This is a genomic window from Flavobacterium sp. ZE23DGlu08, assembly GCF_030505335.1.
Taxonomy (GTDB): Bacteria; Bacteroidota; Bacteroidia; order Flavobacteriales; family Flavobacteriaceae; genus Flavobacterium; species Flavobacterium algoritolerans.
Genome location: NZ_CP130045.1, coordinates 3441801 through 3463712 on the forward strand (window position 1 = coordinate 3441801; position 21912 = coordinate 3463712).

Sequence of the window (21912 nt, forward strand, 5' to 3'; positions counted from 1 at the left end):
TAAAGCGTTACTAAAACCTAAAGTTCATAAACGACTAATCCGCTTCTAAATTTTGGCTCAATATATGTACTTTTTGGAGGCATTATTAGATTGGCATCGGCCAAGGCTTTTATTTCTCCAATGTTTGAGGGGAATAGTATAAAACCGATTTCAAATTCTCCTTGATCAATTTTGTTCTTTACTTCCAATACAGATTGTTTTCCTGAAAGGTATTCTATTCGCTCATCATTGCGTAAATCCTCGATGGCTAGAATAGGCAACAATACTTTTTTGTATAAAATTTGTGTGTCTAGACTATCCAAAGCTGTCTGGAAAACTTCATTTTCTTTTCGTAAAATTAAGCTATAAAATTCATTGTCCAGATACATTCCGAATTGATGTTTTTGACAAGGCTGAAAAGGTTGCTGAAATTTATTTTCAAGTATAAAATTCTTTTCTAACTCCTTTAAGAAATCTTCTTTTGAAAAACCGTTTAAATCTTTTACTAAACGATTGAATTCATATATTTTGACATTATTTTCGGAAATCAAATAGCTCAGAATGTGATTTTTAGCAGTGTTTTCTGGGTCATCATTTTCCTCTGATAATAATTTCAGTGCTTCAGTACGATGATGACCGTCAGCAATGTAAAGATTATTTGTTTTTTCAAATATATTTTGCAACCAATTAATTTCTAATGCATCTTCAATTTTCCACAAATAATGAATCTCTTTTTTTGTGGTTGAAAATTCAAAATCAGCTAATTTTTGGGTACAATTAAAAATCCAGTTTTCAATTGTTTTATTATCAGGATAGGTCATTAAAACCGGTTCCGTATTAAACTCTGAATATTTCATGTAGTCTTTGAGTAATCGAACTCTGAAAGCAATAATATCTTCATGTTTTTTGATGATATTATTACAATAATCTGCTACACTTGTCCCCGCAATAATCCCTGTGAATGAATGTGTTTTGGTAACAATCTTATGAATATAAATAGCAGGTTTTTTATCTTTTACTAAAATGATTTCATTTTTGAAATCCTCGTATTTTTGATGTACTTGTCGGTATCTTTTTTCAAAAGAAACGCTTTCCTGATTGGTATAAGCGGGTTTTAGAATATGCAAAAAAGATAACGGATTGAAATCCAATTGCGCCGCTAATTCAGCATTTACATATTCTTCATAAGAACGGCAAGTAACAAGGCAAACCTTATCACGAGTAGGACGAACTGCTTTGAAAGGAACTATTTTAGCCATAATTATGTCAAAAGTCAAAAGCCAAAAGTCGAGAGTTTAAAGTAATTAACTTCAGACTCTCGACTTTTAAACATAGAGACTATATAAATTGTTTAGAAATTTTCTCTGCTTTTTTGCTTTCAGAATAATCGTAGAAACCTTCACCGGATTTTACACCCATTTTTCCTGCACGAACCATATTTACCAATAATGGGCAAGGAGCATATTTTGGATTTTTGAAACCGTCGTACATTACATTTAAAATGGCTAAACATACGTCAAGACCAATAAAATCTGCTAATTGCAAAGGTCCCATTGGGTGACCCATTCCAAGTTTCATAACTGTGTCAATTTCATAAACACCGGCCACTTTATTGTATAATGTTTCGATAGCTTCGTTAATCATTGGCATCAAAATTCTATTGGCAACAAAACCAGGATAATCGTTTACTTCAACAGGAGTTTTTCCTAATTTCTCAGAAAGATTCATGATGATTTTTGTTACTTCGTCAGAAGTATTATAACCGCGGATGATTTCCACCAATTTCATAATTGGCACCGGATTCATAAAATGCATACCGATAACGCGTTCCGGATGCGCCACAACTGCTCCAATTTGAGTAATTGAAATCGAAGAAGTATTGGTTGCTAAAATCGTATTATGAGAACAAGCCTCGTTTAATTGTTTGAAGATATTTAATTTCAATTCAACATTTTCAGTTGCAGCTTCAACCACTAAATCTACACCTACAACACCATCTTTGATATCCGTATACGTTATAATATTAGTAATCGTTTTTGCTTTATCTTCTTGGGTAATGCTCCCTTTTGCAATCATTCGGTCTAAATTTGCAGCGATAGTTGCCATTCCTTTATCCAAAGATTTCTCTGAAACATCTATTAATTTTACGGTAAAACCACTTTGTGCAAAGGTGTGGGCAATTCCATTCCCCATTGTTCCTGCTCCGATTACGGCTATTGTTTTCATATTTTTTATTTTAAAGTTTAAAAGTTTAAAGTTTAAAGTTCTCTCGAGCAACTTTAAACCTTAAACTTTAAACAAATTTTATTTACTTTTTAAAACAATTTATAATTTGATACGCCACTCTTAGCGCCTCTGTAGCCTGTTCCAATGTTACAACAGGTTCTGTATCATTGATTATAGCATCTGCAAATGATTCTAATTCATCAAGAATTGCGTTGTTTTGTTCTACCTCTGGATTAGAGAAATAGATTTGTTTTTTTACACCTTCGGCATTTTGTAAAATCATATCGAAATCGCCGGGAACTTCAGGTGCATCTTTCATTTTTACCACTTCACATTTCTTTTCCAAGAAATCCACTGAAATGTAAGCGTCTTTCTGGAAAAAACGAGATTTACGCATATTTTTCATCGAAATTCGGCTCGCCGTTAAATTGGCAACACAACCGTTTTCGAATTCTATTCTTGCATTGGCAATATCCGGTGTATCACTGATAACAGAAACGCCACTGGCATTGATGTTTTTTACTTTTGATTTTACAACGCTCAAAATAGCATCAATATCATGAATCATCAAATCCAATACTACAGGAACATCGGTTCCACGAGGATTGAATTCAGCAAGACGATGGGTTTCAATAAACATAGGGTTTTCAATCATGTTTTTGGTAGCAATGAACGCTGGATTGAAACGCTCCACATGTCCAACTTGACCTTTTACATTGTACTCTTTTGCCAAAGCGATAATTTCTTCGGCTTCTTCAACCGTATTTGAAATGGGTTTTTCAATAAAAACATGCTTGCCGGATTTGATGGCTACTTTAGCACATTTGTAGTGAGAAAGAGTTGGTGTTACAATGTCAATTACATCAACTGCATGAATAAGAGTTGCAATTGTGCTAAAATGTTTATATCCAAATTCTTTAGAAACCTTCTCGGCATTCTCTTGATTTGGGTCATAAAAACCAACTAATTCATATTTATCAGATTGTTGTAATAAACGCAAATGTATTTTTCCTAGATGACCAGCACCTAATACTCCAATTTTCAGCATAACGATGTAATTTTTACAAAAATAGCAATAAAATGATTAATCTATTATTGATGTGGGACAATTATTCAGTTAATTTAAAATTTAAAATCCAACATTTGAATTCAGAAATTCTTTTCTATTTTTACCAAAATAAAATAGTAAATTTTGAAAGACACAGCCAAGCATCAAGGACTTCGGAATCAATTAGTAAGCGTTTTAGAGCAAAAAGGGATTACTGATAAAAGTGTTTTGGATGCGATAAAAAAGATTCCAAGACATTTATTTTTAAATTCCAGTTTTGAAGATTATGCTTATCAAGATAAAGCATTTCCCATTGGAGCTGGTCAAACGATATCACAACCCTACACTGTAGCTTTTCAATCCCAATTATTAGAAGTTAAAAAAGAACATAAAATTTTAGAAATAGGAACAGGTTCAGGATATCAAACAGCAGTTTTATGCATGTTAGGAGCCAAGGTTTTTAGTGTTGAAAGACAGAAAGAATTGTTCAAGCAAACTTCTGTATTATTTCCAAAATTGAGTATCCGTCCTAAACATCTCTCTTTTGGAGATGGTTATAAAGGATTACCAGGTTATGCACCTTTTGATAGTATTATTGTTACTGCCGGTGCTCCGTTTATTCCCCAGCCTTTGATGGCACAGTTAAAAATAGGAGGAAGGCTCGTTATTCCATTAGGGGAAGAGGTGCAAATTATGACTTTGCTAATCAGAAAAAATGAAACACAATTTGAAAAACATGAGTTTGGTGAATTTCGATTCGTTCCTTTATTAGAAGATAAAAATTAAAATAGAAACCTGTCTCGCTTAAATAACGAGACGGGTTTTTTATTGACCAATAATATTCAAATAGCGTTCTAAGCTTTCTTTTTCCATTTGCGCAATGAACAATAAAAAATCTTCTTTATTATTTTTAGTTTGAGCTGTTTCCAATGCTTGGTAATATTGCATTCTACTATCATAATCACCTTTTATATTAGCAATAATGTAGCCATGCTGTAATAAAACCAAGTTCATAACCAAACGCGAAGTTCTGCCATTTCCATCAATAAATGGATGGATCGTGACTAATCGTTCGTGTATTTCAGCAGCCAATACAATAGGATGAAGGATAGATTTATTGCTTTCATACCAAATAAAAAAATCTTCCATTTCTTTGGCAACCAGAAACGGTTGCGGTGGCATATGGCTGCTTCCTTGAATCATCACCTGCACTTTTCTATACCGACCTGCATCTTCAGGATGAATCCCTCTCAAAATAAGATTATGAATGGATAATATTTCACGTTCATTTATGGAACTATTTCTTTGCATTAAATCTTTGATGTAGGCAATCGCTTCTTGATGATTTATTACTTCAAGGTGTTCCCGCATACTTTTCCCAGAAATAGTTAAACCTTCATTGATAACCAAATCTGTTTCACGCAAAGTCATGGTATTTCCTTCGATACGGTTACTTTCAAAAGTATATTCTAGCTCTAAAGCTTGTGCAATACGATAGCTGTCAAATTGACGAAATCCATCTAGTTTTATCTTCAGAGTATCTATTTCATCTAAAATTTTCTGAAGTGTAGTGGATAGTTTTTTCTTGGAAGGTTTACTTAGATATCTAATTTCTTCTTCTGCAACCAATAATGCTTTTAATGCAAATTCGTCTTCGCCAATTTCATAAAGAATTTTTTCTTTAAGCCAAACGACCATTATTGTTTCTAAATCTATCTCCAGCAATGATGCTAGTTTTACAACTTGTTCTCTGGTAGGTTTTCTGGTCCCGCTTTCAAATTTACTTATTAAGGCTTGGTCAATTCCTAAAAGTTGAGCCACTTCTCTGGTTTTGAGTCCTTTTTGTTCTCTTGCGTTTTTGAGTAGTGTTTTCATTTCTTAAAAATGTTTTTTATTGTCTTGACAAATTTAGTCATTTTTAAAAGAAAAAATATTTTATTTTAATATTTTTTTAATTTAAAATGATTTTTTGATTCTATCCAGATCGCGTTTGGTATCTTGTTCTTTAAGAGATTCACGCTTGTCATAGGTTTTTTTCCCTTTACAAAGACCGATTTGTAGTTTAGCCATTCCTTTTTCATTGGTAAACAATTTCAAAGGAATTATTGTTAATCCTTTCGCTTGAACGCTTCTTGCTAAGCTTTTTAGCTCTCTTTTATTTAAAAGTAATTTACGTTCGCTTCTGGCTTTGTGGTTAAACTGATTACCAAAAGTATACTCTTCAATGTAAGTATTTATCGCAAAAAGTTCATTATTGCTAAATTCACAAAAACTCTCTGTAATATTTGCTTTTCCTAATCGAATGGATTTGATTTCGGTTCCGGCTAAAACAATTCCAGCAGTGAAAGTTTCGATTATTTCATAGTCAAATCGAGCTCTTTTGTTTAATATGTTTATTGTTTTTAGCATAGTGCAAATGTAGCAAAAATTAAAGGTTTAGCAATAACTTATGGCAATTTCAGAAGTTGGTGAGTAATTGTATCACCATTTACTGTTACTATATAAAGATTACCAAAACGTGTATCTTCTATATCTGCATATATCTTTTGATTAATAATTTGATTAACAAAATTAGGTGTGGTGTTACTATGACCTACAATCAAAACTTTTTTGCCGAGCGTTTCTTTTTTGAATGAATCTATGGCTGTAGTTTTAGGATTGTACAGTTTAATTTGGATATTCTTAGCTGTAGCAGTAGGACTTGCGGTTTGTGTTGTTCTTTTATAATCCGTTGAGTAGATTTCATCAAAACCAACTTCTGAGAATATTTTACTCCAAAGATTAGCTCTTTGAAGACCAATTTCTGATAAATCAGGATTTTGAGAATTATCAACTTTTTCAGCGTGGCGTATGAAGTAATAAGTAGTTGTGCTTTGTTGTCCAAAACTAATCTGTAAAACAAATAGAGCGATTATTAATAGATACTTTTTCATATAAATAAATTTAAAAATTAGTATTTACCGATTTTATATATTTGCAAAATGGAAAACTCAAAATCGAAAGACCCGCTTCACGGAATTACGCTTCAAAAAATCGTAGAACAATTAGTTGATTATTATGGGTTCGATACTCTTGGAGAATTAATAAAAATTAAATGTTTTACAGATAATCCAAGTATAAAATCCAGTTTGACTTTTTTGAGAAAAACGGATTGGGCAAGAAAACAAGTGGAAGATTTGTATATAAAATCAGTAGTTAAATTCCCCAAATAAATCTAGTTGAGCTTATAAGAAACCATAATTCCACCTCTATAAGGCAACCATTCACCACTTTTGTTGTAATCTTTAGCCCCATCATAACGTTCACCTGTGCTTATTAAGTAGCCTTTGTAAAAACCTTGATGCCAACCGCCACCTAGATAACAATCAATCATAAATTTATCATTGATTTTTACTTGATATCCAATAGTTGAACCTATGAAATATCCAAAACCTTTTTCATAGTTGTCAGTGTTTATATAATTCCATTTTTGAAAATTAAAAATACTAGCACCAATATGCGCACCTGCATAAAAACCATTGTATTTCTCTTTAAAATGATATCTGTATTCTGGTGTGAAGGTATAAAATTCTCTAGGATTGCCATTTACTGATTTCCAAAAAGATGCTAAAACATCAAATTGTAAAGTTGATTTTTCTCCTATACTGGTTTCAATACCAACATTTGGAACTGTCAATAAAGTAGTAAAAGCATTTGCTTTTATGTAAGTTTGACTTTGTGATAAAAAGGAAAAGAACAGAAATGTGGCAATAAATAATTTTTTCATAAAGAGTGGATTCTACTTTTTTTGGTCAAAAATTGACTAAAAACAGCGGCAAATATAGCTATTAATGTTTGATTGCCTTTTATGTTTAAAGTAAATATTGTCAGTTTAAACGTATTTTAACATTATAAAATAAGACGTCATTAAAGACTATTTGTTTAAAATAGAATAAATAACGGTATCCAAAAATTGTCCTTCAAAAAATTCATTTTCTTTTAAATGTGCTTCTTTAACAAAGCCATTTTTTTCTAAAACTTTTGCAGATCCATGATTTTCAGGAGCTATAATTGCTTCAATAGAATGCAATTTCATTATTTTAAAACCATAATTTACAGCTTCGCTCACCGCTTCTGAAATAATTCCTTTTCCATTGTATTCTGGAAGTAACATATATCCAATTTCGGCTCGATAATGTTCTGGTTTTATTCTGTAATGACCAATTATTCCAATTAATTTTGGATTGTCTTTCAACGTAATCGCCCAATTTATACCTTCATTAGCTTCTATTTTTGTATCTATCATTGCAATATGTTCCAAGGCATCTTCATCAGTTTTCACTAAAGGTCTTGGAATATATTTCATCGTTTCGGGATCAGATCGCAATGCGAAAATCTCCTTTACATCATTAGAATCCACTCTTCTTAAAAGCAAACGTTCAGTTTCTAAATTTGGGAATGGACTGAAATTTATAGTTAACATATTTTATTTTTTTAATTAAAGGATTTCGATACTGAATTTTGAATGGAAAGTTTCATCGGCTTTTAAAATTTGAATACCTTCTTTCTCCAATAGATTTCCGGAATTCTCATTGGTATCCGAATAACCAAACCAAGGCTCGATACAAAGAAAGGGCGCGTTCATTTTGGTCCAAATTCCTAAACTTGGAAAATCTTTAAAATGCACTCTCAAAATTGGATTTTCATTTTCTAAAATCGTCAATGAATCAGATTGTAATGTTTTGAAAATTAAAGCGTCGTTTTCGAATAAGTCATACGTTAGCGGAATCTGTTTATTATGTACTTCTAATTGCTTCGTTTTATTTGAAATAAGATCATTCTCCAAAAGGTAATATTCTAAAGATTCTTCTTTTTCGAAAGCAACAGCATAATTTTCGAATTGATTTGGCAAAGCAAAAGCAGGATGTGCTCCAATAGCAAACGGCATCGTAGATTTTCCTTTGTTAATTACTTTATATACAATCGATAAATTGTTTTCCTCTAATGTATAAATCAGATGTAATTCAAATTCAAAAGGATATACTTTTAAGGTCTCGTCAGAAGATTGTATGGAGAAAGTAGCACTATTTTCTGTTGCATCAATTAATTCAAACTCCATGTCTCTGGCAAATCCATGTCGAGACAAATGATATTCCATTCCATTATGATGAAAGGAATTTTTTTTTAATGTTCCAACAATTGGAAACAAAATAGGAGAGTGCTTGCCCCAAAAATCAGGATTTCCTTCCCAAATGTATTCTTTATTCAGATTTGTTTTTAAGGAAATTAATTCGGCACCGAAATGTTTGATTTCAGCGGTTAGAACGGAGTTTTTTATTATAGTTGTCAAAATTGTTCTTCGTTAATTTAAAAATTGATTTTGTATGGTAAATATATTTTATAATTTTTAATTCTGATGACGTTTAAGCTGGATTTTATTTATTTAAAATGGAATCTATCCTTTTAAAATAGTTTAAAATCCTCTTTTTTTTCATTAATTTGTGATATAAACTATAAGAAAAATGAAAAACAGTCGCTTCAGAGTCATGCTACATTTGGCTTTATTATTAGGAGTTACGTCTACTTGGGCGCAACAAACCCCTGTAAATGTATCAAGTAACCCAATCTCAAAGTATGATTATCATGATGCTTTTGCTCCACATTTTTACTCTAAAAATGGAACAAGTACGCGTTCAGCAAGTGGTCAGCCAGGAGCTGAATATTGGCAAAACAGAGCTGATTATCAATTAACAGCTAAATTGGATGAGAAAAACAATGAAATTTCCGGAACAGGAATCATCACGTATACGAACAACAGTCCTGATAAATTGGCTTTTGTTTGGATGAACTTAGACCAGAATTTATTCAAAGCAGATTCCCGCGGAAATGCAGTTGTGCCTTTGACTGGCAGTCGAAATGGGGCTCAAGGCCAAATTTTTGATGGTGGTCATAAAATAAAATCGGTGAAAGTTATCACTAATGTAAAAGGTGTTGCTACTGAAAAAGAAGCAAAATATGTAATTACTGATACTAGAATGCAGGTTTTTCTTCCGCAGGAATTAAATGCTAAAGGCGGTTCCGTTAAAATTAAAATGGATTTTTCTTTTATAGCTCCTTTTGAAGGTTCGGACAGAATGGGAGTATTGGAAACTAAAAACGGAAAAGTTTTCACCATAGCGCAGTGGTATCCGCGTATGTGTGTGTATGATGATGTACGAGGCTGGAATACTAATCCGTATTTAGGAGCTTCGGAATTTTACTTGGAATACGGTGATTTTGATGTGAGTATTACAGCGCCATCCAATCATATTGTGGTAGCTTCTGGTGAATTACTAAATCCTACAGCGGTTTATTCTACTGTAGAACAAAACAGATTGGCACAAGCTAAACAAAGTGATAAAACGGTTTTTATCCGTACTGCTGCCGAAGTTGAAAATTCATCAAAAACAGTTGCTACAGCTACTAAAACTTGGAATTATAAAATCAAAAATGCCCGAGATTTTTCTTGGTCATCATCAGCGGCATTTATTTTAGACGCAGCAAAAATCAATTTACCAAGCGGAAAGAAATCATTGGCTATCTCAGTTTATCCTGTAGAAAGTGCAGGTGATGCCGCTTGGGGACGTTCAACAGAATATACAAAAGCTTCCATAGAAAATTATTCTAAAAGATGGTTGGAATATCCGTATCCAGCGGCTACAAATGTTGCCGGAAACGAAGGCGGAATGGAATATCCAGGAATTGTTTTTTGTAGCTGGGAATCCAAAGGAGAAGATTTATGGGGCGTTACAGATCATGAATTCGGACACATTTGGTTTCCTATGATTGTTGGTTCAAACGAAAGAATGTTTGCTTGGATGGATGAAGGTTTTAATACTTTTATTAATTCATTGAGTTCAGTAGATTTTAATAATGGCGAGTACAAAGATAAACCGGTTGATATGCATCAAAGAGCTGAAGTGTATACAAGTCCGAATCTTGAAACCATAATGAGTTCTCCGGACAACATGAAAGAAGCTAATATTGGTCTTTTGGCGTATTCAAAACCAAGTTCAGGATTAGTGATTTTGCGTGAACAAGTTCTTGGACCGGAGCGTTTCGATTTAGCTTTGAAAACTTATGTAGAACGTTGGGCATACAAACATCCGCAACCGGACGATTTCTTTAGAACAATCGAAAATGTTGCAGGGGAAGATTTGAGTTGGTTTTGGAGAGGTTGGTTCCAATACAATTGGCGATTAGACCAAGGAATTAATTCGATAAAATATGTGAAAAACGATCCTAAACAAGGAGTTGTGATTTCGATTGAAAACTTCGAAAAAATGGCTATGCCAGTAAGTTTAGACGTAAAAACGAAAAGCGGAAAAACAACACGTGTTAAATTGCCGGTTGAAGTTTGGCAAAGAAACAAAGCGTGGTCATTCAAACACAATTCGACAGAAGAAATTGAAAGCATCACGCTGGATCCGGATCATGTTTTACCGGATACAAATACAGCAAACAACTCTTGGACAGCAAGCAAAGGTTTGATTGAAAAAGATGTTATTCTGGATGGTTATTTAGGAACGTATTCGACTAAAATGGCACCTCTAAAAATTACTTTTTCAGAGAAAAATGGGGTGCTAAATGTTTTGATAACTAATTATCCAAGTTTTACGGTGGAACCAACTGGAAAAAACAGTTTTGAATCGAAACAAGCAGGACTTAAATTTGAATTTAATGACAGCCTAAACGGATTTGATATGTTGATACCTGAAGGACAAAAAATACCATTTACCAAAGACAAATAGTATTTTGGTTTTAATAAAATAAAAAAGACTTGTAGCCAACTAAAGCTACAAGTCTTTTTTTTATTTACTCTATTTTCTATTCTAAATTTACTCTGGAATTTGCTGGCTTAGGCAATGTAATGTTCCAAAACCCCAAATAAAATCAGTAGCGCTAATCCCAATGATTTCTCTATCAGGAAAACATTCTGAAAGTATGTTTAAAGCTACTCTGTCGTTACTGTCGTTAAAAGTAGGAACCAAAACACAATTGTTCAAAATCAGGAAATTGGCATAACTCGCTGGCAATCGCAAGCCGTCAAATTCTAGACGTTTTGGCATTGGTAGAACTACAATTACTGGAGATTTACCATTTTCCAGTTTGGCGTTTTGCAAGCGTTTTAAATTGTCTTGCAATGGTTTGTAGTTATTATCCGTTGGATCTGTTTCTACAATAGTCACAATAGTATCTTCGTTTACAAATCGGCATAAATCATCAATGTGTCCGTGTGTATCGTCACCTTCTATTCCATCGCCTAACCAAATCACATTCGTAATTCCAAGGTATTCCTTGAAAACAGCTTCGTAGTCTGCTTTGGTGAAATTTGGATTTCGAACCTGAATATCAGGATGCATCAAACATTCTTCGGAAGTCAGTAAAGTACCGCGTCCATTGGTATCAATAGCACCACCTTCTACAATTACCGGTTTTCCTTTGTACATGACCTGAGTCACAGGAATATTTAGAAATTTGCCCACTTTCGCAGGAACAAACTTGTCCAACTGAATGTTTTTATATTTTGCCCAACCATTAAAATTAAAGTTTAACGCTTCTCTTTCGGTTCCGTTTTTAACGATTATCGGACCCGAATCACGCATCCAACTTCTATTGGTTTTATGAATGATGTAGGAAACATTTGTTAGCACAACATGAGCTGTTTCCAGCATCGTATTGACTTTATCTTTTTGGTTATCATCGGCAACTACTAAAAAGACTTGTTCGAAAGTAGCCACTTTTTTAATGAACTCCACAAAAGCCCATTGAACTGCTTCGTATTTCCCTGGCCAATCCTTACCGTTGTGAGGAAAACACAGTAAAATCCCTTGTTGCTTTTCCCATTCGGCAGGAAATCTTCTATTATTTGTAGTCATACAGCGTTTCTAATTTTAAAGACTGCAAATATAAACATTCAGTAGGATTTTAAAATAGTTAGCAACCATTCATTTTGGGCAACTCATAAATTTATAAGAATAGTTTTAGTAATGATTATATAATATTTAGTTAATTCTAGTCGGGTTTCAGCTAGTTATTTTTGAAAAAATTTAAAAATTACAGTTATGAAAAAATATGGTATTACACTACTCGCGGCAATTATGATATTGTCAAGTTGCGAAAATGACTCTAATAAGGAGGATTCTCCAGAGTTAGTTGTAAATGAAAATGCAGCAACTTTCAAAGAAATTGGTTCCATTACGATTGGTGGTGCCGGAGCTGCTGAAATAAGCGCGTATGATGAAGTTTCTAAAAAGTTATTTACCGTAAACAACAGTAATACGAACAGAATTGATGTTATTGATTTGTCTAATCCATCCAGTCCAGTTTTTCTAACAAGTATTGATTTAACCCCATTTAATGGAGCTTCAAACAGTGTTGCTACCTATAATGGAAAGTTAGCAGTGGCATTAGAAGCAAAACCAAATAAACAAGATGCAGGAAAAGTGGTTGTTTTTGATACCGCTAATTACAGTGTAATCAAAGAAATTACGGTTGGTGCTTTGCCAGACATGATTACATTTTCTCCTGATGGGAATTATATCATGACTGCTAATGAAGGAGAGCCAAATGATACGTATTCGATAGACCCGGACGGTTCTGTTTCTATTATTGCGGTCAACAATAATTATGCGGTGACGACTTTAAATTTTGGAAGTTTTAGCAGTCAATTGAGTACACTGAAAACAAAAGGATTCAGAATTGCAAGTCCAACAAATAATTTCACTTCTGATATTGAACCGGAATACATCACGATTTCTGCTGATTCTAAAACGGCTTGGGTTACTTTACAGGAGAATAACGGAGTAGCTAAAATTGATTTGGCAACTAAAACAATCACGAATGTATTTCCATTAGGCTACAAAGATTACAATCTTGCCGAAAATGCTATAGATATCAGCGATAAAGATGGTGGTGTTTTGATGGGTACTTGGAAAGCGAAAGGAATGTTTCAACCGGATGCTATCAGTAGTTTTGAAATCAATAAAATTCCTTATTTTGTTACTGCAAATGAAGGAGACGCCAGAGAATATTCAGCTTTTGTAGATGTAAAAAGAATCAGCAGTTCGTCTGTTATTTTGGATCCAATTGCATTTCCAAACGCGGCTGCTTTAAAAGTTGAGGCAAGCATGGGAAGATTGAATATCAATACCAAAATGGGTGATACAGATGGTGATGGTGATTTTGATGAATTAGTTTCTTTTGGAGCCCGCTCTTTCTCCATTTGGAATGGAAACACAGGAGAATTGGTATTCGACAGTAAAAATGAATTAGACAAGAAAGCACAAGAATTTGGTGTGTATGATGACACCAGAAGTGATGATAAATCAGTAGCACCAGAATCAGTTGTGGTTACTAAAATGGGTGATAAAACGATTCTTTTTGTTGGATTGGAAAGAGTGGATGCCGTTATGGTATATGATGTTACCAATCCAGCTGCTCCAAAATTTTTACAGACTTTCAAAACAGGTGATGCTCCAGAAGGATTGCTTTTTATTCCAGCTTCCAAAAGTCCTACCAAAAGAAGTTTAGTCGTGGTAAGCAGTGAAGGGGATGGTGTGGTTAAAATATTCCAACCAGATTTGAATTAGAGGTTTGTTTTTTAAATAAAAATCCTTGCTAAGAATTTATTTCTCAGCAGGGATTTTTTAATTATATAAAGACAATTTAGTCGATTGCTCTCTTTGTAATATCACCAAAAGCGTCTATTCTTCTGTCTCTGAAAAATGGCCAGTTCTGACGCACATTTTCCTGTAAGTCTAAATCTACTTCGGCAATCAGGATTTCTTCTTTATCGTGTGAGGCTTGCGCCAAAATTTCGCCTTGTGGTCCCGCAATAAACGAAGATCCCCAAAACTGAATTCCCGCCGTATCAGGTAAGTATTGCTCTAAACCAATTCTATTTGCTGCTGCAACATAAACACCATTTGCAACTGCGTGTCCTTTCATTACACTCATCCAAGCGCCATGTTGGTTTTCACCGTATTGCTCTTTTTCTTGTGGATGCCATCCAATTGCTGTTGGGTAAAACAACACTTCAGCACCTTGTAAAGCCGTCAAACGAGCTGCTTCAGGATACCATTGATCCCAACAAATTAGTGTTCCTATTTTTCCTTTTTTGGTTGGAATAGTTTTAAAACCTAAATCACCAGGCGTGAAATAGAATTTTTCATAAAAATGAGGGTCGTCCGGAATGTGCATTTTGCGATACAATCCCGCTTCTGAACCGTCTGTGTCAATTATATACGCACTATTGTGGTAGATTCCTGCCATTCTTTTTTCGAAGAAAGGAACAATAATCACTACGCCTAACTCTTTTGCCAAAGCGCTAAAAGCAATAAACGAAGTGCTGTATAATGGTTCTGCCAAAGCAAAATTATCTACATCTTCACTTTGACAAAAATAATGACTGCTGTATAATTCCGGCAACGAAATCACTTCGGCACCAAGGTTGGCGGCATCACGAACCCAACTAATACATTTTTTCAAGTTGTTTTCGGCAATATCATTAAGATTCAATTGAATGACCGCTATTTTGTATTTCTTGTTTGGCATGACTAAAATTTTAGATTGCAAAAATAGTGAATTTTATAAAGAGTAGAAAATAGGGGTAATGTGTTTTTTAGGATTTAAATAGTCTTTGGACCTATTATGTTTTAAGAACTTCAATGAAGTAGGTAGAAGTTATCTAAGAGGATAGATAATAATTGCCGATACGAGCAATACTTTGTGCTGGAGAAAAATTAATATAAAATTGGCATTAACAAAATCAGGAGGTTTTATTTTTGTATATTGTATTATAGTTAACAAAACAGGTTAAGTTTTTGCTCTGCTACAATAGTGTAATTTATAATTCATTAAATTTTACAATTATGACAGAAGAATTCAAAATCATCGATAAAGAAGACATCGCTCTTCTTAAATTTCCGACAACAGATGTTCTTGACGATGTGGACGAAATAAAAACGAGAATAAGCGATATCAATAGGGCTTTATCATTGGGTAATTTAGAGCATTCAAAAATTAAAATTTTCTTTGAAGATAGCGAATCCAAAAAAATAGTAGATACTACGGTTTGGGGTGTTACAGACAAAAATGTGATGCTAAAGCTAGGTGTGATGATTCCAATTCACCGAATATACAAGTTGTTTTAGTATCGTATTCTTTACTTATCTGGAGCGTTTTTTTATCGCTAAGAGTTGTTTTTTTACGGATTATTTATCCATTTTATTTGCCGAGCCAATTAAAGTGACATCTACAAGTTCCAGAGATTTGACCATATCTTTAACAGTCTCTTTGTATTTTTTAAAATGAGTTGTTTCTATGTGTGATTTGTATGCCGTTGTATCCGCATATATTTCAAGTATGGTGATGTGTGATGGTTCGGTTTTGTCTGCAACGGCGTAATACGTTAATACACCTGGCTCAAGACGAACTGCAGTAGTCATTTGTTCTTTTAGTGCATTATTATATTTGTCCAATTGCAATGGATCAACTTTAATTTTTGCCAATCTTACCATTTGAATTTTTTCCTGAGCCACAGTATTTGTACTAAAGGAAAGTATAAACAAAGTGACTATTACAGTCAATAATGTATGGGTTGGTTTAAATGTTTTCATATCTATTGTGTTGAAGTTTAAATTATGATAGTCAAGAGTCCTTTTTGATATTTATCAATAAGTTGCTTGTTTTTGTTTGTTCAGGAGCGGTTTTTAGGTTTTAAATAATCTGCGGATATTTCTTATTTGGGTTTCTTTATGACGGTTCCGGACTTATTTTTTCACTCTGTTTAATACTTCTCTAAAATATTTATTTAATAATCCGATTCCATTATATTTTTTCAAAATTATTGCTAAAGATTTTAATTTCAATTCTTCATATTCTGAAGGCTTATCTTGTAAATCACCAAAATAAGCCATTTTATATATTGGATTTTCTGAATCGATGTTAATGGCATTAGTTATTAATTCTTTACTTAGTTTTTCATAAACTTCATTATTTCCAAATTCATATGGAAAGATTGACATTGTATATCCAACAATAAAATTAAATTCGGCATTACCGTCAAAATTTACTTTTCCTTCAACAAACATTTTCTGCAAACGGTTTTCTCTATTTATTTTTTCAATAAACTCATTCGGCATATCTTCGATTATAATCCAAAGAAAAAAGTAAAAGTGCTTCCAAACATCAAAATTATCGCTATTTGTAGCGTATAAATTTTCGTAAGATTTGAAAGCTAAATCAAACTCTTTTTTTTCTTCTAATTCAACGATTCTCTTTAATTCTGAGTTCATATACAACAATTAGTTATTCTTGTGGAAAGCTTACGGATAACGTTCTGCTACTAAAGCCCTATTTTTGTATTTGCCACCCGAGCCTTTACTTTGTGTTAGAGTAAAAAACATTAAATTTATTCAAAGGAAAGCAGAGGTGAACTTTCACCCGAGCTAAGCTTAAGACTTAACTATCGCATTAGTCCTCTGCCTTCTCCTTGAACCCGTTGAATTGCTTCAAATAGAATGATAGACATCAAGGTCTAATAAAGGCTCTAAAGAAGTTCAACATTTTTGTTTATCCTAAATCCAAAGTTATGAAAAACTATTTATTTTATGTGGGTATTGATATTTCAAAACTAAAATTAGATATCACTATTCTTGATGTTTCTTCTTTGAAATCGGAACATTTTGTTGTTGAAAACAACATAAAAAGCATTAGTCTGTTTGTCAAAAATCTAAGCAAGAAGATTGACATAAATCAAACTCTTTTTTGTTGTGAAAACACAGGGGTTTATACCAATCATCTTTCGTCTGCTTCAATGGATTTAAAGTTAGATTTATGGATTGTCCCAGCCGTTGAAATAAAAAGATCAAAGGGGATTTCAAGAGGAAAAACCGATAAATCAGACGCTAAAGATATTGCCTATTACAGCTATAGAAATATTGACAAACTCAAACTTTTTACTTTGACAGCTATAGACATTCAAAAACTAAAAATTCTGTATACCGAAAGAGAAAAAATGCTTAAATCATTATTGCTTTTAGAAACAACTAAGGAAAATAAGGGTTTTGCAAGTAAAGAAGTTTTCAAGGAAGTATCATCAATCAATCAAAGTTTAACCAAAACCATTAGAAATGCTATCCGCAAAATAGAAACCAAGATGAAAGAAATCATCAAAGCAAATGCTCAGTTGAACAAACAGACTCAACTCATCAGAACCATTCCTGGAATAGGGGAACAAACCAGCATATATTTAATCATTGCCACAAAAGGATTTACGGCTTTTAAAAATTGGAGACAATTTGCCTGTTATTCTGGAGTTGCCCCATTTGAATGCAGCTCCGGCTCTAGTATAAAAGGCAGGACTAAAGTAAATCATATGGCTGATAAAAAAATAAAATCCTTGCTGCAAATGTGCGCTATGACCACATTGAAGTATGATCCTCAATTAAAAGAATATTACAATAAGAAAAAGGCTGAAGGAAAAAATTCTATGCTTGTTTTAAACAATATTAGATGCAAACTTATAAGCAGGGTTTTTGCTGTCATTAACAGAGAAACTTCATATATAAACACGTATAAATTTGCATCGTAGTTTTAACAATTTTTACTTGTTTTTCATCATAGAATGCGATATCGAACAGGCGAAGCAAATCATCCCAAATCCGTTGTAGGAGCTGTTATGGGCAGTTATTCTTCTGCAAAAGTTATTAAATCTTCATTGTCACATTTTTTGCAAACCTGTTTTATTTTGTCTTTCTCGTATTCTATCAATTCGAATTGTAAACTTCCACATTCTGAACAAGCTAATTCTTGATCAAATCCAAGGTGTTTAAAGAAAAGATTCTCAATTAAACTTACGGTTGTACAAGTAAATAATAATGCAATTTTAGCATCAGGATACTTTTTGTTTTGTGAATGAAGAATCATTGAATTATAACTCCATGTACTATCAACTATTTTTCTTGAATAATTTCTCAAGTCTGAATTTTCACTTCCAGGAATGTAATAATCTATGAAAGCGTTAGCAACACCTTTGAAGTCTGACTTTTTCAAACCTTTTTCCTTTACAAGTTCAGGATTTCTTTTACAAAGTTCTTTAGCCAAGTCGATTAGACTTTCTCTACATAATAACCCTATAGATTGAAATTCTTCTGGCTCTAAATCTATTGATAACTTTTCAGAAGCCATGTTTAGCTTTCTGTTAATTGATTTCAAATGACCTATATTTAATGGAATTTCCTCAATAATATGCTTAAATTCATTTTTCTGTCTCTTTTCTAATCTTTGCATTAATCCCATATGAAATGAGTATGCTTCATCAGCCGAAAAGTAATTTGCGTTATGAGTATACAAATTCATAGGTGTTTCTTCTCCTTCAACCACCCAAAAAGCTTCGTTTTTAGTTTTAACGTTCCAGACATTTACGATAACTCCTAAGTCAGTAAAAGTTTCTTCACACTTAATGTTTAAAATTTCTTTTATATCTTCAAATGACTTGAAATATTCTTTAATATGATTTTCGGCTTCAATTCTATATTCTGGTGTCATATTTAATATTTAGTTGTGATATAATTACATGTAACGTTCTGGTACTATAGCGGGTTTGGGGTTAAATCAATCTCATTATTCGAATTTGACAAATCATCCCAAATACAAATCCAACTTTTCATTAAGCCAATTGTCCAAATCCATTTTAGTGTCTGTTACCAGCAGTATTTTATTCCCATTCAGTTTCTGTTCCTAATTTGGTTAATTTTGAATACACAGCACTTAATCCATAAGTACCGCTTAATCCGTAATCTTTTATTTTCTTGACTGTACCATTTTCAAAAAAAATGTCAAGAGTCACTGTCGGAGCATCAGTATAATTTACTTCATAGTAATCATTCAATTTCTTGACTTCTATGTAATTTAACATATTAAAAATTTCGTCAACACTTTTTTGAATTAATTGTTTTATAGATTTTCCTTTAAAATTAGTCAGTTCAATACCAAGAAATTCTGCTTGACCATTTTTGTTAATAGTAAGTTTATAAGCAGGACAAATTCCAAAGCATAAATTTGTTTTAAATTCTATAAATTTAATTTTATTATCAATGATTGCTTTGTCGTTAAGTTCAATAAAAGAATCATACTTGTATGTTAAGGTGTCTATCTTGATATATTTTTCAATATTGTCATCAAAGTCAAAGGGCAAATTTACTTTTCGAATTCGTAATTCATTTTTATCTTGAACTTTTATTGGTTTAATGTATTCGCATTCATCAAAATTAATAATGTTTCTAATTAATTTGAATACGTTTTTTCCTTTATCAATTATTACATTTTGCGTGTATCCATAAAAGTGTGAAATGAAAATCAAATCTGTTAATCCGTCATTGTCAATATCAATTTTTTGCCAATTTTTGATTTCATCTATTTTGAATATTCCTTTACATTTTAATTGATTATAAATCGAGTCTATAGATTCAATATCAAATATTCCATATTTAAAGTCTTTATGTCTTATTATTCCATATTCGGGATAAACAGTTTTTACAAACTCAATAACATCGTTTGTTGTTTTAAGATTGTCAATTTTATTTCCAAAAACTATATTTGAAAATAAAAATGTTAATATGATTGTGAATTTTGTCATAATTTTGCCTACAAATTACATATAGACGAAATAGACCTTCGTTTATACACCTAAAAATGGGTAGATTATCGAAGTTTTGGTTCGCCTTATATTTTCTCAAATATATTAAAATTTTCTTACAAATTATCGATGAATTTTTTTATTCCAATATGATTTATAACACAATCTAACTTTAATAAAACACTTTTTTCAAAATTTTATTCTGGAAAAAACTCGTTGTCAAATAGCCCCGATGGGAGCAAGTATCCTTTTTATAAATGTAACCCGATAGGGTTGCGTTTATAAAAAGATACTGCGGACAGCGGGACAACTCGTGTTGAAAAATTAGAAATGTTCTGCTCCTAAAAAAGCATAAAAAAACACCAACCTTTTGACTGATGTTCTCCTAGTTTTTGAATTATGTATGGAGCTAAAATGTATTCAATTGCTGCTTACTTTTTGCCAATGATCTTTTTGAACAGGGTTACAATTCCCAAAACAATTCCCCCGATTATAAGTCCTATTAAAAATTCGGTTACGATGGAAGGTAATTGCGGTAATACGCCATGTAAAAAACCGATGTTGTGTACAAATATGCCACCAGCCACTAATAATAAAGCGATAGTTCCTATTACGGATAAACTTTTGATGACCTTTGGGAGTGCTTGTACCAGAATGTTACCAATTGTTTTTGTAAAGCTTTTTTCTTTGGAACTCAGTTGCATCAATTTCAAACCTGCTTCATCCATTCTTACAATTAGGGCTACAATCCCGTAAACACCTACGGTTGCTATTATTGCAATGATGGAAACAACCAGAATCTGTGACAAAATAGGTTTTCCAATAACGGTGCCCAGCGCAATAATTACGATTTCTACGGATAAAATAAAATCGGTTACGATGGCTGATTTTATTTTTTCTTTTTCAAAGGCTAAAATTTGTTCTTCGGTCATCGGTTCCAACAAAATTTCGTGCTTTGCATGTTCGTGCGGAAAGAAGTATTCGTATATTTTTTCGGCACCTTCGTAGGCTAAATAAAGTCCGCCAAGCACTAAGATTATGATAACAGCCACCGGTAAAAAAGCACTCAGCAGAAAGGCGATGGGTAAAATGATTACCTTATTAATGAAAGAACCTTTTGCAATTGCCCATAATACGGGAAGTTCTCTTGAGGAGATAAATCCGGAGGCTTTTTCGGCATTTACGGCTAAATCATCGCCTAAAATACCAGCCGTTTTTTTGGCTGCAAATTTACTCATTACTGCAACATCATCCATAATTGCTGCGATATCATCTAATAGTGCGAAAAAACCTGATGCCATTTTGATTGTTTTAGAAACTGCGTTTATTTTGGTATTGCTTTGCCAAAATCTAATCTGCGCGTTTTGATTGTTTATTGATGCGAATCTAAAACTTTTTTTATTTACTCTATTTATAAAACGGGTGAATTTTTAGTTAATATTCACCCAAAACCTTTCTGTAGTAACGATACTGTTTTTAATTACTTTTGAAATAAAAATAATTATGGGATTTAAACATGTATTTAAAGCTAAATTAGATTGGCTTTTTTCCGAAAAGGAAGCGGCGACGTATACTAAAAGTCATACCATAACGATTGATGGTAAGGCTGTTTTACATGTTTCGGCTGCTAAAGCTTTCAAAGGAGATCCGGCTTTGTACAATCCCGAAGACCTATTATTGAGTAGTGTGGTTTCCTGCCATATGATGTCTTACTTGTATGTTTGTAAACAAAATGATATCGATGTGGTGTCTTATACAGACGAAGCAGAGGCAACTCTGGAGGTTTCGGCTGACGGTAGCGGTCGTTTTATTGCGATTAAACTGAATCCGAAAGTTCGCATTACTAACAAAGAAAAAATAGAGGAGGCACTTAGCTTGCACAAAAAAGCGAATAAACTTTGTTTTATAGCCAATTCGTGTAATTTTCCAATTCTGCACTTTCCAACTTGTGAAATTGAAGCTATAGATTAAAGTGGTTTCGCATTAAATTGATCCTAAA

23 protein-coding genes are annotated in these 21912 nt (G+C 32.8%); 7 read left to right on the forward strand and 16 right to left on the reverse strand.

The genetic code is table 11. The features are described from left to right. Positions 1 to 17 precede the first annotated feature (17 nt). From Q1W72_RS15030 to Q1W72_RS15040, 3 genes are all read right to left on the reverse strand, one after another. Positions 18 to 1238: a DUF1015 domain-containing protein gene (locus Q1W72_RS15030; RefSeq protein WP_302136141.1), complete on the reverse strand. Its 1221-nt coding sequence runs from the start codon at positions 1236 to 1238 to the stop codon at positions 18 to 20. 79 nt (positions 1239 to 1317) lie between these two features. Continuing rightward, entirely contained in the window at positions 1318 to 2205 is an 888-nt protein-coding gene (locus tag Q1W72_RS15035; RefSeq protein ID WP_099715112.1) for a 3-hydroxyacyl-CoA dehydrogenase family protein, read from the reverse strand. An 82-nt stretch (positions 2206 to 2287) separates the two neighbouring features. Further along, complete coding sequence (locus tag Q1W72_RS15040; protein ID WP_099715113.1) at positions 2288 to 3253, reverse strand: Gfo/Idh/MocA family protein; 966 nt, start codon at positions 3251 to 3253, stop codon at positions 2288 to 2290. A gap of 144 nt (positions 3254 to 3397) precedes the next feature. Here Q1W72_RS15040 and Q1W72_RS15045 point away from each other — a divergent pair, with 144 nt between their 5' ends. Beyond that, on the forward strand, positions 3398 to 4039 hold the full coding sequence (locus Q1W72_RS15045) for a protein-L-isoaspartate(D-aspartate) O-methyltransferase (RefSeq protein WP_099715114.1): 642 nt from the start codon (positions 3398 to 3400) through the stop codon (positions 4037 to 4039). 39 nt (positions 4040 to 4078) lie between these two features. On the opposite strand, the gene Q1W72_RS15050 is transcribed toward Q1W72_RS15045, so the two are convergent. The 3 genes from Q1W72_RS15050 to Q1W72_RS15060 form a co-directional block, all read right to left on the reverse strand. Then, positions 4079 to 5128: a Fic family protein gene (locus Q1W72_RS15050; protein WP_302136146.1), complete on the reverse strand. Its 1050-nt coding sequence runs from the start codon at positions 5126 to 5128 to the stop codon at positions 4079 to 4081. Between the two features lie 81 nt (positions 5129 to 5209). Then, complete coding sequence (smpB, locus tag Q1W72_RS15055; RefSeq protein WP_099715116.1) at positions 5210 to 5662, reverse strand: SsrA-binding protein SmpB; 453 nt, start codon at positions 5660 to 5662, stop codon at positions 5210 to 5212. A 38-nt stretch (positions 5663 to 5700) separates the two neighbouring features. Continuing rightward, a complete protein-coding gene (locus tag Q1W72_RS15060) occupies positions 5701 to 6186 on the reverse strand; it encodes a phosphoglycerate mutase family protein (protein WP_302136148.1) in 486 nt (161 codons plus the stop codon). Positions 6187 to 6234: 48 nt separating this feature from the next. Here Q1W72_RS15060 and Q1W72_RS15065 point away from each other — a divergent pair, with 48 nt between their 5' ends. Next, the gene (locus Q1W72_RS15065; protein ID WP_302136149.1) at positions 6235 to 6465 is read left to right on the forward strand and encodes a VF530 family protein; all 231 of its coding nucleotides are present in this window, start codon (positions 6235 to 6237) and stop codon (positions 6463 to 6465) included. A 2-nt stretch (positions 6466 to 6467) separates the two neighbouring features. Here the strand turns inward: Q1W72_RS15065 and Q1W72_RS15070 are convergent, their stop codons facing one another. The 3 genes from Q1W72_RS15070 to Q1W72_RS15080 all read right to left on the reverse strand — a co-directional run bounded on the left by Q1W72_RS15070 (position 6468) and on the right by Q1W72_RS15080 (position 8582). Continuing rightward, the gene (locus Q1W72_RS15070; RefSeq protein ID WP_302136151.1) at positions 6468 to 7019 is read right to left on the reverse strand and encodes a DUF3575 domain-containing protein; all 552 of its coding nucleotides are present in this window, start codon (positions 7017 to 7019) and stop codon (positions 6468 to 6470) included. A gap of 147 nt (positions 7020 to 7166) precedes the next feature. Then, the gene (locus tag Q1W72_RS15075; protein WP_302136152.1) at positions 7167 to 7715 is read right to left on the reverse strand and encodes a GNAT family N-acetyltransferase; all 549 of its coding nucleotides are present in this window, start codon (positions 7713 to 7715) and stop codon (positions 7167 to 7169) included. Positions 7716 to 7730: 15 nt separating this feature from the next. Continuing rightward, positions 7731 to 8582, reverse strand: a complete 852-nt coding sequence (locus Q1W72_RS15080) for an aldose 1-epimerase family protein (RefSeq protein ID WP_302136154.1) — start codon at positions 8580 to 8582, stop codon at positions 7731 to 7733. A 172-nt stretch (positions 8583 to 8754) separates the two neighbouring features. Here Q1W72_RS15080 and Q1W72_RS15085 point away from each other — a divergent pair, with 172 nt between their 5' ends. Continuing rightward, positions 8755 to 11022 (forward strand): M1 family metallopeptidase, encoded by a 2268-nt coding sequence (locus Q1W72_RS15085; RefSeq protein WP_302136156.1) that lies wholly within the window; start codon positions 8755 to 8757, stop codon positions 11020 to 11022. Between the two features lie 87 nt (positions 11023 to 11109). Here Q1W72_RS15085 and Q1W72_RS15090 read toward each other — a convergent pair whose 3' ends face one another. Next, positions 11110 to 12150 carry an agmatine/peptidylarginine deiminase gene (locus tag Q1W72_RS15090; RefSeq protein WP_302136158.1) on the reverse strand — a complete coding sequence of 347 codons (1041 nt, stop codon included), beginning with the start codon at positions 12148 to 12150 and terminating at the stop codon, positions 11110 to 11112. A gap of 186 nt (positions 12151 to 12336) precedes the next feature. On the opposite strand from Q1W72_RS15090, the gene Q1W72_RS15095 reads away from it, so the two are divergent. Then, the gene (locus Q1W72_RS15095) at positions 12337 to 13863 is read left to right on the forward strand and encodes a choice-of-anchor I family protein (RefSeq protein WP_302136160.1); all 1527 of its coding nucleotides are present in this window, start codon (positions 12337 to 12339) and stop codon (positions 13861 to 13863) included. 76 nt (positions 13864 to 13939) lie between these two features. Here Q1W72_RS15095 and Q1W72_RS15100 read toward each other — a convergent pair whose 3' ends face one another. Then, positions 13940 to 14827 carry a carbon-nitrogen hydrolase gene (locus tag Q1W72_RS15100; protein WP_091170395.1) on the reverse strand — a complete coding sequence of 296 codons (888 nt, stop codon included), beginning with the start codon at positions 14825 to 14827 and terminating at the stop codon, positions 13940 to 13942. 317 nt (positions 14828 to 15144) lie between these two features. Between Q1W72_RS15100 and Q1W72_RS15105 the strand changes: the two genes are divergently transcribed. Continuing rightward, entirely contained in the window at positions 15145 to 15426 is a 282-nt protein-coding gene (locus Q1W72_RS15105) for a hypothetical protein (protein ID WP_302136165.1), read from the forward strand. 60 nt (positions 15427 to 15486) lie between these two features. Here the strand turns inward: Q1W72_RS15105 and Q1W72_RS15110 are convergent, their stop codons facing one another. Continuing rightward, complete coding sequence (locus Q1W72_RS15110; RefSeq protein WP_282712610.1) at positions 15487 to 15891, reverse strand: putative quinol monooxygenase; 405 nt, start codon at positions 15889 to 15891, stop codon at positions 15487 to 15489. Positions 15892 to 16044: 153 nt separating this feature from the next. Then, on the reverse strand, positions 16045 to 16569 hold the full coding sequence (locus tag Q1W72_RS15115; protein ID WP_302136168.1) for a hypothetical protein: 525 nt from the start codon (positions 16567 to 16569) through the stop codon (positions 16045 to 16047). A gap of 296 nt (positions 16570 to 16865) precedes the next feature. Here Q1W72_RS15115 and Q1W72_RS15120 point away from each other — a divergent pair, with 296 nt between their 5' ends. Next, positions 16866 to 17867, forward strand: coding sequence for a transposase (locus Q1W72_RS15120; protein ID WP_099714043.1), 1002 nt, complete (start codon positions 16866 to 16868; stop codon positions 17865 to 17867). 95 nt (positions 17868 to 17962) lie between these two features. Here the strand turns inward: Q1W72_RS15120 and Q1W72_RS15125 are convergent, their stop codons facing one another. From Q1W72_RS15125 to Q1W72_RS15135, 3 genes are all read right to left on the reverse strand, one after another. Next, positions 17963 to 18823: a hypothetical protein gene (locus Q1W72_RS15125; protein WP_099715128.1), complete on the reverse strand. Its 861-nt coding sequence runs from the start codon at positions 18821 to 18823 to the stop codon at positions 17963 to 17965. A gap of 169 nt (positions 18824 to 18992) precedes the next feature. After that, the gene (locus tag Q1W72_RS15130; RefSeq protein WP_302136171.1) at positions 18993 to 19913 is read right to left on the reverse strand and encodes a DUF6438 domain-containing protein; all 921 of its coding nucleotides are present in this window, start codon (positions 19911 to 19913) and stop codon (positions 18993 to 18995) included. Positions 19914 to 20344: 431 nt separating this feature from the next. Then, on the reverse strand, positions 20345 to 21214 hold the full coding sequence (locus Q1W72_RS15135) for a DUF808 domain-containing protein (RefSeq protein WP_302136172.1): 870 nt from the start codon (positions 21212 to 21214) through the stop codon (positions 20345 to 20347). A 202-nt stretch (positions 21215 to 21416) separates the two neighbouring features. On the opposite strand from Q1W72_RS15135, the gene Q1W72_RS15140 reads away from it, so the two are divergent. Next, positions 21417 to 21884 carry an OsmC family protein gene (locus Q1W72_RS15140; protein ID WP_302136173.1) on the forward strand — a complete coding sequence of 156 codons (468 nt, stop codon included), beginning with the start codon at positions 21417 to 21419 and terminating at the stop codon, positions 21882 to 21884. The last annotated feature ends 28 nt before the right edge of the window (positions 21885 to 21912 follow it).

What these genes read in the sequence shown, in the direction of transcription:
- smpB (WP_099715116.1), bottom strand. Translation starts at nt 5,662, where the DNA reads ATGCTAAAAACAATAAACATATTAAACAAAAGAGCTCGATTTGACTAT.
- Q1W72_RS15070 (WP_302136151.1), bottom strand. Translation starts at nt 7,019, where the DNA reads ATGAAAAAATTATTTATTGCCACATTTCTGTTCTTTTCCTTTTTATCA.
- Q1W72_RS15125 (WP_099715128.1), bottom strand. Translation starts at nt 18,823, where the DNA reads ATGACACCAGAATATAGAATTGAAGCCGAAAATCATATTAAAGAATAT.
- Q1W72_RS15030 (WP_302136141.1), bottom strand. Translation starts at nt 1,238, where the DNA reads ATGGCTAAAATAGTTCCTTTCAAAGCAGTTCGTCCTACTCGTGATAAG.
- Q1W72_RS15040 (WP_099715113.1), bottom strand. Translation starts at nt 3,253, where the DNA reads ATGCTGAAAATTGGAGTATTAGGTGCTGGTCATCTAGGAAAAATACAT.
- Q1W72_RS15090 (WP_302136158.1), bottom strand. Translation starts at nt 12,150, where the DNA reads ATGACTACAAATAATAGAAGATTTCCTGCCGAATGGGAAAAGCAACAA.
- Q1W72_RS15130 (WP_302136171.1), bottom strand. Translation starts at nt 19,913, where the DNA reads ATGACAAAATTCACAATCATATTAACATTTTTATTTTCAAATATAGTT.
- Q1W72_RS15035 (WP_099715112.1), bottom strand. Translation starts at nt 2,205, where the DNA reads ATGAAAACAATAGCCGTAATCGGAGCAGGAACAATGGGGAATGGAATT.
- Q1W72_RS15060 (WP_302136148.1), bottom strand. Translation starts at nt 6,186, where the DNA reads ATGAAAAAGTATCTATTAATAATCGCTCTATTTGTTTTACAGATTAGT.
- Q1W72_RS15085 (WP_302136156.1), top strand. Translation starts at nt 8,755, where the DNA reads ATGAAAAACAGTCGCTTCAGAGTCATGCTACATTTGGCTTTATTATTA.
- Q1W72_RS15050 (WP_302136146.1), bottom strand. Translation starts at nt 5,128, where the DNA reads ATGAAAACACTACTCAAAAACGCAAGAGAACAAAAAGGACTCAAAACC.
- Q1W72_RS15105 (WP_302136165.1), top strand. Translation starts at nt 15,145, where the DNA reads ATGACAGAAGAATTCAAAATCATCGATAAAGAAGACATCGCTCTTCTT.
- Q1W72_RS15115 (WP_302136168.1), bottom strand. Translation starts at nt 16,569, where the DNA reads ATGAACTCAGAATTAAAGAGAATCGTTGAATTAGAAGAAAAAAAAGAG.
- Q1W72_RS15095 (WP_302136160.1), top strand. Translation starts at nt 12,337, where the DNA reads ATGAAAAAATATGGTATTACACTACTCGCGGCAATTATGATATTGTCA.
- Q1W72_RS15075 (WP_302136152.1), bottom strand. Translation starts at nt 7,715, where the DNA reads ATGTTAACTATAAATTTCAGTCCATTCCCAAATTTAGAAACTGAACGT.
- Q1W72_RS15110 (WP_282712610.1), bottom strand. Translation starts at nt 15,891, where the DNA reads ATGAAAACATTTAAACCAACCCATACATTATTGACTGTAATAGTCACT.
- Q1W72_RS15140 (WP_302136173.1), top strand. Translation starts at nt 21,417, where the DNA reads ATGGGATTTAAACATGTATTTAAAGCTAAATTAGATTGGCTTTTTTCC.
- Q1W72_RS15120 (WP_099714043.1), top strand. Translation starts at nt 16,866, where the DNA reads ATGAAAAACTATTTATTTTATGTGGGTATTGATATTTCAAAACTAAAA.
- Q1W72_RS15065 (WP_302136149.1), top strand. Translation starts at nt 6,235, where the DNA reads ATGGAAAACTCAAAATCGAAAGACCCGCTTCACGGAATTACGCTTCAA.
- Q1W72_RS15135 (WP_302136172.1), bottom strand. Translation starts at nt 21,214, where the DNA reads ATGGCATCAGGTTTTTTCGCACTATTAGATGATATCGCAGCAATTATG.
- Q1W72_RS15100 (WP_091170395.1), bottom strand. Translation starts at nt 14,827, where the DNA reads ATGCCAAACAAGAAATACAAAATAGCGGTCATTCAATTGAATCTTAAT.